The organism is Metabacillus sp. YM-086, from assembly GCF_048059995.1.
Lineage (GTDB): Bacteria > Bacillota > Bacilli > Bacillales > Bacillaceae > Metabacillus > Metabacillus litoralis_B.
In genome coordinates, this window is record NZ_JBLUOI010000093.1 from 1 (window position 1) to 15,977 (window position 15,977).

The 15,977-nt window shown below is 32.8% G+C and carries 13 protein-coding genes; 1 reads left to right on the forward strand and 12 read right to left on the reverse strand.

Annotation, left to right across the window (positions count from 1 at the left end; translation table 11 throughout):
- Window positions 1–218: 218 nt before the first annotated feature.
- Window positions 219–728: a CBO0543 family protein gene (locus ACEWK1_RS24245; protein ID WP_332327666.1), complete on the forward strand. Its 510-nt coding sequence runs from the start codon at window positions 219–221 to the stop codon at window positions 726–728.
- A gap of 214 nt (window positions 729–942) precedes the next feature.
- On the opposite strand, the gene ACEWK1_RS24250 is transcribed toward ACEWK1_RS24245, so the two are convergent.
- The 12 genes from ACEWK1_RS24250 to ACEWK1_RS24305 all read right to left on the reverse strand — a co-directional run.
- Complete coding sequence (locus ACEWK1_RS24250; protein ID WP_212136206.1) at window positions 943–1,401, reverse strand: hypothetical protein; 459 nt, start codon at window positions 1,399–1,401, stop codon at window positions 943–945.
- A gap of 3 nt (window positions 1,402–1,404) precedes the next feature.
- A complete protein-coding gene (locus ACEWK1_RS24255; protein ID WP_212136205.1) occupies window positions 1,405–2,193 on the reverse strand; it encodes a hypothetical protein in 789 nt (262 codons plus the stop codon).
- A 1,011-nt stretch (window positions 2,194–3,204) separates the two neighbouring features.
- Window positions 3,205–4,620 (reverse strand): MATE family efflux transporter, encoded by a 1,416-nt coding sequence (locus ACEWK1_RS24260; protein ID WP_212136204.1) that lies wholly within the window; start codon window positions 4,618–4,620, stop codon window positions 3,205–3,207.
- A gap of 157 nt (window positions 4,621–4,777) precedes the next feature.
- A complete protein-coding gene (gene sda, locus ACEWK1_RS24265) occupies window positions 4,778–4,906 on the reverse strand; it encodes a sporulation histidine kinase inhibitor Sda (RefSeq protein WP_212136203.1) in 129 nt (42 codons plus the stop codon).
- Window positions 4,907–5,027: 121 nt separating this feature from the next.
- Window positions 5,028–5,984, reverse strand: coding sequence for a mannose-6-phosphate isomerase, class I (gene manA / locus ACEWK1_RS24270; protein ID WP_212136202.1), 957 nt, complete (start codon window positions 5,982–5,984; stop codon window positions 5,028–5,030).
- A 60-nt stretch (window positions 5,985–6,044) separates the two neighbouring features.
- Window positions 6,045–6,851: a sulfite exporter TauE/SafE family protein gene (locus ACEWK1_RS24275; protein WP_212136201.1), complete on the reverse strand. Its 807-nt coding sequence runs from the start codon at window positions 6,849–6,851 to the stop codon at window positions 6,045–6,047.
- Between the two features lie 70 nt (window positions 6,852–6,921).
- Entirely contained in the window at window positions 6,922–7,605 is a 684-nt protein-coding gene (locus tag ACEWK1_RS24280) for an alpha/beta hydrolase-fold protein (protein ID WP_212136200.1), read from the reverse strand.
- Between the two features lie 178 nt (window positions 7,606–7,783).
- Entirely contained in the window at window positions 7,784–8,968 is a 1,185-nt protein-coding gene (locus tag ACEWK1_RS24285) for a glycosidase (RefSeq protein WP_212136199.1), read from the reverse strand.
- Window positions 8,968–10,140 (reverse strand): AGE family epimerase/isomerase, encoded by a 1,173-nt coding sequence (locus ACEWK1_RS24290; protein WP_416636735.1) that lies wholly within the window; start codon window positions 10,138–10,140, stop codon window positions 8,968–8,970. The genes ACEWK1_RS24285 and ACEWK1_RS24290 overlap by 1 nt, the downstream gene beginning before the upstream one ends.
- Before the next feature lie 28 nt (window positions 10,141–10,168).
- The gene (locus ACEWK1_RS24295; RefSeq protein ID WP_212136198.1) at window positions 10,169–12,613 is read right to left on the reverse strand and encodes a glycoside hydrolase family 2 protein; all 2,445 of its coding nucleotides are present in this window, start codon (window positions 12,611–12,613) and stop codon (window positions 10,169–10,171) included.
- Window positions 12,614–12,715: 102 nt separating this feature from the next.
- On the reverse strand, window positions 12,716–14,044 hold the full coding sequence (locus ACEWK1_RS24300) for a cellulase family glycosylhydrolase (protein ID WP_232273628.1): 1,329 nt from the start codon (window positions 14,042–14,044) through the stop codon (window positions 12,716–12,718).
- A gap of 135 nt (window positions 14,045–14,179) precedes the next feature.
- On the reverse strand, window positions 14,180–15,977 hold a 1,798-nt coding region (locus ACEWK1_RS24305; protein WP_416636736.1), incomplete at its 5' end, for a methyl-accepting chemotaxis protein.

Genomic DNA, 15,977 nt, shown 5'->3' on the forward strand with positions numbered 1-15,977 from the left:
TTGCCAAATTTAATTATCTATAGCTTAATCAAATGCGATCAAGTTTAAACCTTTAATTTATTTTCACAGAAAAAGACGCGAATGTTATTACACATTTGCGCTCTTATTGCTGAAGATTACGCTACACTATTTCCTTGTACCGTGCAATAGACATTTATAAATTTCACATAAAAATTCAGATTTTTGCCAACCTTATATTTAGGAGGTGCGCAATACTTATGAATAATAAATTAGATAAAACAATTGAATTATCAGCGTGGATCATAACGTCGATATTATTAATTAAATATGTTCCTAAAAACAGAATACGGGAAGCACATATATCCTTTTTGTTTAAACAAGTCATCACATGGCTTTTCGGTTTACTTGTAGTTGAAAAAGGTTTAATTTCTTATCCTAATCGTCTATTCTTTAAAAAAGCAATCAAATCTAGTTTTACATTTGAATACTTTGTTTATCCTGCGTTATGCTCATTATTCAATTTATATTATCCAGAAAAGAGTAGTAAAGTTGTAAAACTAATTTATTACTTTATCCACACATCAATAATTACATGTTTTGAAATATTTGCTGTCAAATACACTAACCTAATTAAATATAACAATTGGACATGGTATTGGAGCTTTATTACAATGTGGTTATCTTATTATGTGTCACGCATTTACCACAGATGGTTTTATAAAAGTAGATCTATTAACAGTAGAATTTTCTACAATATTTTTAAATAATCGAAGGAGTAGGCATAAATCCCGCAAATTCCCTACTCTTTTTTCGTTTCACAATATATGTCGATACCATAACAAAAACGCCTTATAATTTATTAAAAAAGCGCATTGATTGCTGAATATCACCTTGTTATGAACAGAATGGTTGTACTGTGCATTAATTGATTGAGTTTTGCCAATTTTTCTTTTTCAAAATAAGCACCCTTGAATAAGAATCCTACTTTACTTTTGCTACACCCAATGCATAGTGACTAAACAGAATGTTTTCAACAAGCTCTCCTTGAGACTCATCACAATCGACAATTACAATTAATTCAGAATGGAATCCTTTTAACAATCTTCGCCTCTTTTTTATAACTTTTTCCGTAAAAAGGCGGATAGCAAAACCTAGAATAAATCCCACAAATGCTCCTATTAACCCCCAATAGATTGGTCCCCATGCTAGCTTAAATCCTACACTAGCACCAATAACAGAAAATGCAGTTGCTAGTGCTGCTCCAACATCAATTAGAGATGTTCCATCAGAACGATGAATGTTGTCAAATATTTTATGATCTTCGGTCCGATTATCGAGAGGAACTACAAATATACTCTCCCTCCTAATCCCCTTTTTCTCTAAAGTAGCAACAGCCATCTCAATATTAACGGTATGTTCAAAAGTCGAAAATAGTTGCATGGTTTAGTCCACCTTTTTTCCTTTTAATACCCGGAAGGATTGAGACTGAAAATTCTCTTTAAAATATTTACGTTGTTCTTTATCGTATAATTTATTATTTTCAATAGTGTTCATATAGGAGTCAAAGACTGAAAACCCATATAGAGATGGGAAAAATAAAAGCCACTCTGGATTTACTGCCGACGTAGCCTTTTGTATTTTCCCTAAAAATAAAAGTGAAATTGCTTCAAGACCCTGAGAATAATAAAAAAAGACAACACACCAAATGATAACGAAAAATGCTGTCACAATTCTATGTATATAGAGCTGGCCTAAACCTGGTATGAATATGGACCATATAACAGCCATAATAGGATTTCTTTTATCCAAATAATTAATTTCGAGTGCACCTATACTAAAAGAATTGAACTTATGTTCTTCACGTTCTGCTAAGACAAACACTTTATTCATATCCACGGTTGTACGATAGCTATCCCATATTGCGAAAATATAAACTGGAATATAGATTAACAACCAACGTGTATCTAAAATTTCTTTTGCTTGTTCAATCTCGCCTTGAAAAGAATAAATCATTGCTAAATTTACATTCGCTTGTATATTAAATACAACTTCCCAAATAAATAAAACGAATCCCCTAAGATACTTTGATAAAAGAAGATGCCCAAATCCAGGAAAAGCTGCACTCCACCAACCTATGATATAAGGGTTTCTTAGATGAATTTGAGTTGTTCCTAGTATGCTAACGTGTGCTCTATACCTTCTTGCTGTGTTGTCGTTACTATAATTGTCCAAAATATTTCACCCTAAGAAACTTTATTTTCCATATCTTCCCTCATTAACCTTCTTTTATTCAGTATGATGCTAATTATTAAATGACCTACATCAATTATCATGAGTACACTCACTCTTTCACAAGGTGTGCTGTAATAGATAGCTTTATTGTTGCAAAATTGAGTGGGGAATTAATAGAGTTAAATGTAATAGAATTGAGTTAAATAAGTATTGATGAATCAACGTTTTTGGCTTGTGGTTGTAAATTTTAGATAATAGAGTTCAATGAAATAAATTAAGTCTGTGCAATTTTTGTGCAATTTGGAGTATGGGTCTAAGCTAAGCATTCTAGTTTTGTGCTTAAATGTATTTATTGTCTCTTTTCATTATCTGTTTACACATTAGTGTTCTCAGTAATCTCTACACTTTATCTTTTTTTAGTTTAGAAAATTTCAATCATATTATGAACAGCTAATACAGGATATCCCTACTTTTAAATAAATTGGCTGAAGGGTTAAAGTTTTTCCTTGGAAGAATGCTAACAACTGATTTAAATTTTTCATAAAAAACATTACTTTTCAAGGCATTTATATTCATGTAAAAAGCTTAATTCCACTCACTATGTAGCCAAAGGAATTAAAGCTTTTTTTGTTTGATCCAACAATTCCAATCCTCGCCAATCTAGAACATCTAAGCACTGAATGAATAAGGTAATTTAAGATAATGTTGTACAGTTCTATAACATGTTGTCTTTGCCACCATCAAACTGATTATCTGCATAGCCGTAAATAATTTTTGGAATTGAATACAAATACTGTGTTTAAATGTTAGATAAACCTCTTTTGGATAGTTCTTTCTCTATTAATAAAATAATGATCAAGACTTTATGATTTCGCTATTTTATATGAATCAATCAATTAGGTTACTTAAATTGTGGAGTATTATTTTCCTCCTACCTCTGTATAATAATTACTTCCTAGTAAATCAGTATGCTGTTGAATTGTATCAATGTCTCTATCTTCACTTCGACTCTTAATTCAACACATTATTAGAAGAAGTCGTAGATGATTCCGTAGTCACTTGATAATTCTCAGACTTCGTAACATGATTTATCCATTTTTTTGAAAGGGTCCGCTTAATCCCAAAGATTGCTCGTAATAATTCATGTGAATTAGCAAGAGCAAAAACAAGATAGATTGGAAGCTCCCACACGAATGCTCCAAGAAGTGCTAATGGAAGTCCAACTGCCCAAACACCCATGATGTCCAGGTATAGAACATATTTTGTATCTCCTCCAGCTCTTAATACGCCGATGTTGTTTACCATATTTAACATTTTTCCAGTTATTAAAAATGTGTAAACTATGAGAATATTCTTTGCTTCTATAGCTACTACATCGCTAACATTGTAGATTGAGATATAGAGTGGAGATGTAGCGAAGATACCAACTGCTGAAATAATTGAAAATCCAAAAGTAATCCATAAGTATTGCTTGGCGTATTTAACAGCTTTTTCTTCATCATTCTCTCCTATACTATTTCCTACCATGACAGTAGAAGCATCACTTAAGCCGATAAATAGAGCCATAAATACAAACAGTAATGGATCTATTAAAGTGACAGCAGCTAGCTGCTCCGTACCCATTTGCGCGTATACCCAAAAGTAAGTTGTCTCTCCGGCCGTCCATAGAGCATGATTTATAATAGAAGGAATAGTAATCATGAAATATCGCTTCACTAAAGGTCGATCTAGTACTTCTTTTACATGAATAGACTTAATAGATATCTGCAAGTATTGCTTAATCAAAACAAATAACATGAATGTTTGAACCGTTCTAGCAATAAGGGTTGCAATAGCAGCACCTTCAATTCCTAACTGAGCGAACCCAACATGTCCAAAGATAAGTAAATAATTTAAAACCGTATTTAAGCAAATTGCAATGATTGAGATATACAAAGGGCGTTTTACTTCACCCATTGATTTCAGAATTGTTGAAAACAACACCGTTAATGCAGTAACAAAATAACTTAACGAGATAATTCTCAAATATGTAACCCCTAGCTCAATTACAGCAATATCGTCTGTAAAAATGCGAATAAAGCTACTAGTAAAGATAAGAGTAACAAGTGAAAAGGCTAGAGAGAAAACGGACATAATTATACATGTAAGATAGAGGATCTTTCTTATTCCCTGTAAATCTTTCTTCCCCCAGTACTGAGCAGAGAAGATAGCTGCACCACTGCCAAATCCTTGTAGAACAAGAATTAATATCGTTATAATTTTATTTCCCACTCCAGTGGCAGCAATATTATCAACCCCAAGTTGTCCAATCATTAAAGAATCAACCATATTTAGCGAAGAAATGAGGAGAGTTTGAATTGCAATAGGAATCGCTAGTCCAGTCATATTCCTGTGAAAATGTTGTTTTGTATGAAAGCGACCAAACATGATACTCACCTCCTTCAAAAAAATTAGGGTCCTACCTTGTTCTGTGGAAACATGTGGTATAACATTTATCAATTTATAAAGATAAAAACTTTGGAAAGGCTTTATAAGTTGCAAAGTGGTAAATGTTGATGTGCATGTTCATAATAGGGAAGCATTTCTATTTATTGATCACTATATTTCTTTTTATTAATTCTCTTTCTATTAATTTTATAAAATATGAATCAAGTTTTAAAAATAACGACTTATAATAAGCATTTATAATAGTTTCGTTGCTGAGTCTATGCATAGGTAACACACCTCATCATCCTAAAGTTGTAAAATTGGCTAAAAACATATATTAACCTAAAAAACTATAATAGCTGTGTCATAATCTAGATCATCAATCTTCTACTATCGTTTCTAACTTCTCAAATATGTGAAACAATGAATGTTGCTGTCCCCTTTAATTCATATGTTTTCACTGTAAATGGCAAAATAAAGTGATCACCCATTTGAATTAGATATTTATCCTCTTCAATTATTATCTCTGCTTCTCCACTAATTACACTAACTTGCAAAAAATCAGCATTTAAGGTTTTCTTTACACTTCCGTTTAAACTCCAAAGTAACACTGTGAAATACTCCTCTTCTACTAACAGCTTAGATGTAAAACCTGAGTGTTTTTTCTCTTCTTGCTCATATGAAATTAATTTATGGGGCACATTTATTACTTCAATAGCCGATTCCAGATGCAATTCTCTCGCAATACCATCTGTATCAAGACGATTGTAATCATATACACGATATGTAATGTCCGAGCTTTGTTGTATTTCTAAAATGACAATCCCTTTTCCAATAGCATGTATCGTGCCACTTGGTACATAAATAAAATCCCCAGGCTTTACCTTGACACTTCTCAGAAGAGTATTCCAGTCAGCATTGGCTATTTTTTCTTTTAATTCATCTTTTGTCTTTGCATGATGTCCATAAATAATTTCAGCATCATCTTCGGCACTAAGTACATACCAGCATTCTGTTTTTCCAAAAGGTTGGTTTTCTTTATTTCTTGCATACGAATCATCAGGATGCACTTGTACCGATAAATCGTCATTTGCATCTAAAACTTTAACTAAAAGGGGAAACTCTTCATCATGATCTTTAGGTTTATTAAATAACTCCCAATGTTGTTCCCAAAGATCCGCAAGAGTTTTCCCTTTTAATATTCCATTTTTAACTTTACTTAGTCCATTAGGATGGGCTGAGATCACCCATGCTTCACCTGTCTTTTCGGAAGGAATATTGTAGTTGAAGTTGATATTTAGTTTGTTGCCACCCCAAATCCTTTCTTTAAATATGGGTTCAAAGAATAATGGTACTTTATTCATGTATTTTCTCCTCACCTAAAAAAATAATTTCCACTGTTTATTTTAAAAGAATAACAGGTTCTAAAATATCATCCGCAGACCGATAATAATTAAAATAACGCGTAATATAGAAATGATTACTTTTTCGTTTAATTTATTGTTAATAATTGCTCCTAATTTCCCACCAACCAATGCTCCTGGGATTAACATTAATACATAAACCCAATTAACATTGCCTAACGTAATATGCGTAATAGAACTTAATATAGCAGATAAAAAAACAATTAACATAGAAGTAGCAACTGCTATTTGCGGTGGAAACGAGAAAAGTAAAATCATTGATGGGACAAGTAAAGAGCCTCCTCCTATACCAAAAAGACCAGAGATAACCCCTACAACAAATGATATAGACAGAGCCCATATAAGATTGAATCCATAACTAAAAGTCTCCCCGTTTGGTGCTGTAACTGTTCGTATAATAGTTGATTGTTTAGAGTGTTTAAGTGGAATAATTTTCTTCTTTATCATTAACAGCACTGATACAAGAATCATAAAAACTCCAAAATAGAGGGAAAATTGATTAGTATATATAAACTTGTTTATCCATGCCCCAAATATCGCTCCAGGACCACTAGTTAAAAAAAATATCATTCCACTCTTTACATCTACTTGTTTATTTTTAAAATAGAAAAGAACAGAAGATAAACCTGTAAAGACAACCGATATCATAGATGTACCTACTGCTACTTGAGGGCTAATATGTGAAAAAGAGGATAAAGTACCGAGTCCTAATAATAACGGAACGATAATTATCCCACCACCGAGTCCTACAAGGCTTCCAACAGTCCCTGCCAATAAACCTCCAAATAATAATAGAAGGTAGTCCATTAATCGCTACCTCCTCCATAATTTCTGTTTTAATTTCTATTTTTTTAGGTTAAAAATAGCCCTTTATTACCTATCTATTAAGCTCTTGCTTCATGACCCAATCAAATAATCTCGGATTTTTATAAGCCGGTACCCATGAAGCATGATTATATTTATATTTAGCCGAGTACTCAGTATAAATTGGTTTTCCACCAGTATCTATAATTGCTTCTATTATATTTCGCGAGAATGTGACTGGTATTATATGATCATCTTGTGCATGAAAATTCCAGAGTGGTTTATTGACAAGTACTTGTGCATCTTTAGGATTTCCTCCACCAGCAATTGGAACCATTGCAGCAAACAAATTAGGATATTTAATATTCAAATTAAAAGTACCGAAACTCCCTTGAGATATACCTGTAACATATATCTTCTTATCATCAATGTTATAATCATTTTTTACCTTTTGTAATATTTCATAAGCCATTTGAAGATCATTAGAAAATTCAAAAACTCTACTTAAATCAATATTATTATTCATATCTCTAGTAATCCCAAAACCTCCCTCATGTAAATTCTGGGCCTGAGGGGCCAACACAAATACTTGAGCCTTGGACTGGTTTTCAGCTGTAGCCCAAAAAATTGCACCATCATTATTTACTAATTGCTTTAAATTGTCATCCCCTCGCTCCCCTCCTCCGTGCAAGAAGAGGACAAGAGGATATGATTTTCCTGGCTCATAACCTTCAGGAACAAATAAGCGGAATGGCATCGTCTTATATTTTAGTTCAAGGAACTTTGAAACAATTATCTTTCGTTTGTAAACATTATATTGCGAAATTCTGAAAACCTCCTTAGAGTATTCTCTTTCTATCTTTTAATCGATAAATAATATTCTCAGAACTTCTAGTTTGAATATAAGTGTATAGAGTAGAATTAACACATAATGACTACTTATTCATGCTTTTAAGTAGCTCAAGATTATCTAAAATTAAATCCTTTCTCTGTTTAGCGCAATCTAATGAGCGGAACGGATCTTCTGGGGTATTAAACGTATAATCTACTAATTTCTCAATTGTCGTTGTCGCCACGTGAATACGAGTATCACTAGATGCGTAGTAAATAAATACTTCATTTTGTTCATTCACAACCGCACCGTTACAGAAAACAACATTTGATACATCTCCAACTCTTTCATCATCGTAAGGTGCAATGAAGTGTCCACCTGGAGTTGCAATCACCTTTGATGGATCTTCCAAGCTCGTCGCAATTGTATAAAGAACATATCGCAATCCAGCGGCTGTGTTCCTTACTCCATGAGCAATATGAATCCATCCTTTGTCTGTCTTAATAGGGGCTGGTCCTTGACCATTTTTCACCTCATAGATTGTGTGATACCGCTTTTCATGCATTACAGTTTCTTCAGTAATTTGAGGATTTAATATATCATCACATAGAGCAAAAGCTATCCCACCGCCAGAGCCAGTTGAAATAAATCCATCTTGTGGGCGAGTATAAAATGCATATTTCCCATCTACAAATTCAGGATGCAAAACCACATTTCGTTGCTGCGGAGATGGAGTTTGAATATTCGGAAGACGTTCCCATTTCTTTAAATCCTTTGTTCTCACTAATCCTGCTTGTGCAATTGCACTTGAAGTATCAAACTCAGATGCTTCAGGATCTTTACTCTCAGAGCAATAGATACCGTAAATCCACCCATCCTCATGTTGAACTAGGCGCATATCATAAATATTGGTTTCTTTTACATCAATATCGTCCCATACAAGTGGTGTATCAATAAAATGGAAGTTATCAACTCCGTTGTCACTTTCAGCCAGTGCAAAGATAGATTTACGATCTAACCCTTCTGTACGCACAACAAGATAATATTTCTTATTTAAATAAATTGCACCAGGATTAAATGCAGCATTGATCCCTAACCTTTCCATAAAGTGAGGGTTTGTTTCTTTATTTAGATCAAATCTCCAATGCAATGGAATATGATGACGTGTAATAACAGGATTTTCATAGCGATCATAAACACCATTATAAAAATCAACTTTTTTCGTATTCTTTTTACTTAACAATTCATTTTGTTTTTCTACTAGTTCATAATATTTTTCATGTATCATTACTTACCAATCCTCTCCATTATTTCTAAACAAAATCTTGAATTATGGTATGGTGTTTTCCACGGCTCCCCAACAGCTCTTTCTGTTGGATTTCCATTAGGCTCAATCGACCAGAACCATTCACCACCTTCTCGTTGATCAACGAGTTTTTCCTTCGTATAGTCCCATAAGTCTTCTACAATCTTTAAAAACACTTCATCTTTTGTACGCTCAAAAGCATTTAGGAATCCTACCATTGCCTCCGCTTGTACCCACCAAACCCGTGTAAAATCGACATTGTTATCATTTTGCTCATTTGCAAGCGAACCATCTTCTAAAATAGCTGCATTTGCGATATTATAGGCAATATCTATGACCATTTGACTATATTTTTCTTCCTCCAAAGCTAATGCCTTTAGGGCATCATCAATTAGCCAACTTGCTTCAATATCATGTCCAAACGATTTTAGATTAAGAATCGGTACCCATTGTTTATCAAAGAAAACACGCAAGTATTTTGTTTCTTTGTCGTAAATATTTTCATAGAAAATATCTACTAAATTACTTAAACGCTCTTTTACTACTGATGTTGGGAATGCTTTATAAAGGTTTGTATAGGCTTCTAATACATGTAAATGTGTATTGGTTGTAATGGAAGCAATCACGCCATTTTCACTCAACTTTTCATTTGGAAGCTCATTCCATTCTCGATCAAACTCTTCTTTATATGCATTGATAACTTGATCAAACCCTAGATTCTCAATTAATCCAAATATTTTATTTGCATATTGTAATGCTTCCTCTTTTTTAGTTGCTCTGTAATATTCACTTAATGCATAAATTCCAAATGACTGTGTATAAACATGCTTTTGCGTTTCAACAGGGTTACCTTGATAGTCCACTAACCAGTACAATCCCTCGTGTTCGTGGTCATAAACTTTCTCAACTAAAAACTTATATGCATGGTGAGCACATTCAAGGTATTCTCTTTTTTGGGTAATACGGTAAGCAGCCGAAAATGACCACAAAAATCTTGATGCTGCTATACCACCCTTATGTGCTTCTTCATTAATTGATAAATCATAATTCACTTCTCCAAAAAAGCCACCATGTTTTTCATCCTTAAGTTTCATCCAAAAGGGTAGAATATGATCCCTCAAGTGCATATCAACTTCATTTTTAAACTTTTCCAATATTTCCACCCCATTTTTACAGCAATTTTCAATAACTATCGAAGTAACTTCGCACAACTATATTCTCATCTAGAGATTTTACTGTTAGGCTTGGATATTCCGCTTTATTGATAGATACAACTATTTCCTCCCCTACAGGTACATCAAAATAGTTATCTGAAAAAACAATATCTAAATCTTTTATTGATAATTCAACATATTTTGCAAATGATTTGCTATGAACCTTAATTTGGAAATGTTCTTCAGTTTCATCAATTTTCAGAGCTAACTTTGGATCTAGAAAGTTGAAATACTTTGCGGGTTCAAATAAAACTGAACCATTCGAAATAATTTCTCCACCTTTTTCTAATCTAAAATAGAAGATAACATTTCGGCTGTCTTCAAGTTCAAACTCTTTTGTTAACAATTGGGTGCTACTTAATTTGTTTATATTGACAGAGAAGATATCTTGTTGAATTATTTCTCCATCCTTCTTCATTAAATACCAAGAAACACTCCCGTCCCAATCGTGCAATGTTTCGTTTGATAAATGAAGTTCTATATTAGTACCATCCTCTTTAGCTGATAATAAGATAGAGGCATAAAATTTCTTTGCCGCATAATGTAAGGCCTTCCAACGACCATGATAATCAATACTCGACCAAGAGCTTGTTGGCCAACAGTCATTTAGCTGCCAATACAGTGCTCCCATACACCTTCCTCTGTTTCTTCTCCAATGCTCTACTCCATAACGCATTGCCTCAGCCTGTAATATCTGAGATGTATATACTAGAGAAGGGAAATCTTTTGGATTTTGAAAATTATTGGCTAAATATGTGAGTATTTTTGTATTTCCGTCAGGATTTTTCTGATGTTTTTCCATAATATATGAAAATAAGTTTCTATCTTCTACGTCTGTAAAACTCTCTATTGTTTTGATATTCGGTAGAGATTCGAACCCAAATTCAGACATGAACCTAAAATAAGTATCTCTATATGCTGTGAATGGCTTATTTCCATGCCACACATCCCAGTAATGACCATCACCATGATTTTCTCCATTCGTATCGAAAAAGTTACCCCCTGAGGATGGTGAACCTGGCCAGTAAAATAATTGAGGTGTAATCTCACTAATTATTTGAGGTATTTTCTCTTCAAAGAACTTAATATAATTTTCTTTATTACGATCTGTTTTTGGAATCCTTCCATCCTCAAAAAACATTTCAATCTCATTATTTCCACAGATTAATCCTAAACAAGCATGATGTCTTATTCTCTTTACATTGTCCTTTATTTCCAACAGTGAGTCTTCAACAAAGTCATGATTTTCCAGATCATAAACTCCGCAAGCAAACATTAGATCCTGCCAGATAATTAAGCCGTGCTTATCACATAAATCATAGAATTGATCACTAGGATAAATGCCTCCGCCCCATACTCTTATCATATTAAAATTAGCTTTCACGCAATTTTCAATTAGCAGTTCAGTTTTTTCCTTACTTGCCCAGCTAACTACATTATCTTCAGGAATGTAATCTGCACCCATTGCAAAAAATTCAATACCATTTACACAAAATGCGAATTGACTGCCCCATTGATCTGGATCAGTGTTTACAGTAATTGTTCTTAATCCAATATTCATCGACTTTTCATCTAGAGAAGAATTATAGATATCCTTTAATTCATATTCAACAAGATATAATGGTTGTTCTCCAAAACCGTTTGGCCACCATAATTTAGGGTTTTCAATAGTAATTTCGAATAATTCTTTTTCTTTTATCTTGGTCTCTATGATTTTAATCTGTCCATCTGGAGAAGTAATTTTCACAGTAGCAACAACTAATTCGTTAGAAGGGTTGTCAATACTCATATTAATTTTAAGTTTCACCATATCAATATCATGAATTTGCTCAATATTTATATCTGAAAAACGTATATCTGAAAAGAAAAGTAAAGAGACATCCCTCCATAATCCACAATCAGGTAATTGAGGTCCCCAATCCCATCCATACATATAATGGCCTTTTCGAATATGTGTATACCCAGGAACAGCCATTGGTATTCCATATAGAGGAATTTCCTGTTGCTTATTGTGAATATGTTTTAGAGGTGATTTTAGTTTTACAACTAATTCATTTGATCCCTGAAATAAATATTTTTCAACACTATATTCATATGTTCTGTGCATATTAAATGTCTGACCAATATGATGGTCGTTTAAAAATATATCAGCTATTGTGTCTATTCCTTCAAAACGAAGTAAAGCTTTTAACCCTTTTAGGTCTTGTTCTTTTAAACTAAAATTTTTACGATAAACATAATCATTATTAAATAGTTCATAAAGATTGTCTTCGTTATCTCTATAATACGGATCATCAATAATGTTTAGACGATATAAATCAGCTAACAAGGATCCTGGTACGACACCTTCTAGCCATTTTTCTTCAGATGAATTTTTAAATTCCCATTTTCCATTTAGAGTAAGAATCTTCATTGTACATCCCAACCTGTAATGTGTAATTATTCTTCATTGTGCCTTTTATATGCTTAACGCTTTCATATTGATTTGTTTCATAGATTTTAAACTTATATACTCTTAAATTACTTTGAATGTATTTTTACCCGATCTTTGAAACATAGGGTATGAGTGAAATATTTCAGAATAGGGACCCTCAACACCTGAAAGGTTATAAGCCTTTATTCTGTACCAAGCATCTTTCAGTTGATCTCGCTCAGAGTCAACCCAGACAGAATGATCGTCTGAAATATTCTTTTCACAAACAACTTTCCAAGGTCCACACTCACCATTCATAGATTTTTCAATGGTGTAACATGCAGCTCCTACAACGCCTCTCCACTTAATTGAACCGGTAATTTCAGTTATTATAGGTGCCTTTGGAATTGAGTGCTTAGCAATGTCCTTTTCACTCATATCAAAGCCATGTTTTCTTAACGATTGGATACGTGAAAATCTTTCTTTATTAGTAAAGTCTCCAGGATATTGCAAAGTAAAACTGTCATAATGTTGCACATAGCCACAATCATCATTATGACCAAACAAAGACCAATAAAAGGTACCAGACACTCCTTTATTTTTTACTGCTACATCTAAAAATCGATCAAGATCACCTTCTGGCCATCCGAACTCACCTGCAATAAAGACTTTATTTTCCCTTTTAGTACTGTTTGCATCTCTATTTAATTTTTCATAATCAACAGGATAGTAATGAGCATCTAGAATATCTAAGTTTTCAATTGTCATTTTCTCTTTATCTAAACCGAACCTATTACCATAAGCCACTAAATGATTTGTATCAATACTCTTGATAAAATTTACTATTTCTTCAACCCATTCTAAAGGAGCATCTACTAACTCGTTCCCCACTTCCCATGCGAGTACAGTTGGGTCATCTTTATATGCAATCCCGGTATAGGTATTGACTCTATTTAAAATCCGAGAAATATATTCTTTAAAATCATCAATTACTTTTCGATTTTTATAAAACTCATTAATATCAGTTAATCCTCGCCATTTAAGAAATGTTTCTCTTCCTCCATGATAATAATTCCAGTTATCTACTAATGGAATTATTACTTTCAAATTTCGATCAGCAATAGACTTCATGACAAAATCTACTATTTTTAAGGCTTCTTCATTAAAAACCCCTAATTCTGGTTCTATAGCTTTAGGGTGACCATGGGATGCAGCTAACGTATGTGATCTTAGAGCAGTAGCTCCCATTTCAACAGCTGTATCTAATACGTTTTGGATACGGAATTGTGTAGGGTAGTCAACACCTCCCACATTTTCATCTAGCCCCAACCAATATATGTTTGGTCCCGCGAATCGAAAAACCTTACCATCTAATATCAATTGATGACCCTTCCTATGGACAAAACCAGTTTTAGGAATTATGGTACTCATAAAAAACATCCCCCTTTACTTCTTCATAAATATAATATTATATTATCTTTATTATAATAACAATAATATAAAAAAATAAAATAAATAAAAAGATATCTTATAAATAAGATATCCTCATAAAAAACTATTGAAGTATTATTTCACCTTAAACTTTCCTATCATTTGCTCAAGGTCTACTATTGTACTAGCGAGATTCTCTGCCAATGAACCCAGTTCTTCCGCTGCTGCTGCTTGTTCTTCAGTTGTTGCAGTCACTTCTTCCGTTCTATTAGTCGCGAGTTTAGCTATTTCTACCATATTTTGCATCGTTTCTATAATTTCTTCTTTTTTATTATTAATTGTAAATATAGAATCTTTAACAAATTCTATTTCATCAGATATTGTGTTAGTGCCCTTTATTATTTTGTTAAAGCTATCTTTTGTATTATTGATTTTCTCTGTTTGGTCCGAGAATATCTGGTTAGATAGTTCTACAATATCTACACATTTAGTTGTTTGATTGGAAATTTTTCTTAAGTAATTATCTATTTTCAAAGTCGATTCTTTTGTGTCTGATGAAAGATTTCTCACCTCGTCAGCTACAACCGCAAAGCCCCGACCAGCTTCACCAGCACGTGCTGCTTCAATACTTGCATTTAATGAAAGTAAGTTCGTTTGTTCGCTTATCTTGCTAATTATAGCAATAATACCCTTTATCTCTTTCATATCATTATTTAACTTCTTAATAGTATTGTTTAAGAGATTAAAATTACTGCCCATTTCCTTATTTTTCAATACTAGTTCTTCCATATTATGAATTGATTCCATGCTTAATGTATTCATTTGTCCTGTTGAACTTGAAACATTTTTCACGTTATTTGCAACATCCAGTATTTCACTTGATAAATCATGAATATCTTTGTTTGCTTTTTCTACCATACTAAATTGATCTGTTGCTCCTGTAGAAACTTCCTCAATTGCGATAGCTATATGTTCTGAAGTCAAAATTGATTCGTTGGAAATTCTTTTAAGGTGTTCCGCACTCTCAACAGCATATGTTGAGATTACTTTATTTTCTCTAATGATTTCTTTCATATTCAAAATCATCTGATTAAAACTATTACCCAATTTACCTATTTCAGTGTTATCGACCTCAGCTTCTACTACTAAATCTCCTTTTTCAGCACGTCGCATAAGTTGTACAATTTTATTTATTGGCTTTGTAACACTAATTGTAATTAAAATTCCAATGGCAGTTGATAAGATAATAAGTAATCCTACGATTAAGCAAATATAACTAATCACACCATTTATCTCTTTCATTAAGTAAGAATTTTTTGTAGAGATAATTATTTCCCATCCGTTCTCCACTTTATTTTTATATGTTAAAGAGTCACTACCTGTATTTGTGTCTTCTGTATTAGATTGGTGTATCCCTACTTTTTCCTTTTTATTACTAGCAATTACTGTATTTGTATTATTAATGATATCCATCCTTCTATTACTAGAAGAATGTCCTGCTTTAAATAATTTGTTGAAAATTTCCTGTTTTACTTTCACTACTAAAAATCCCATGTGTTTACCAAATTCATTGTTCATCGATTTGACCACATATATATTTTCAAAATCTTTACTTAACCCTGATAACCATACCACTTCGCCTTGTGTAGCTTTTACTTTTAGTTCCAGTTCTTTCATTAATATATCAACATCAGAAGAAACACCAGCATTTCCGAATACAATACCATTCTCTTTCAAAAAATACATGTGACTAATATTTTCATTTCTATATATAATAGATGAAAAATAATCTTTTGCTTCTGACTGCACTTTAAGGAGTTCGTCTTCTGATTGATTATAATTCTGGGCAAAGTCATTCATTAATTCAATATTTGAATAAGGTATTAATGTAATCCCTTCTATATCTTTAATTGTCCTCTCTAAGTTCTGAGTT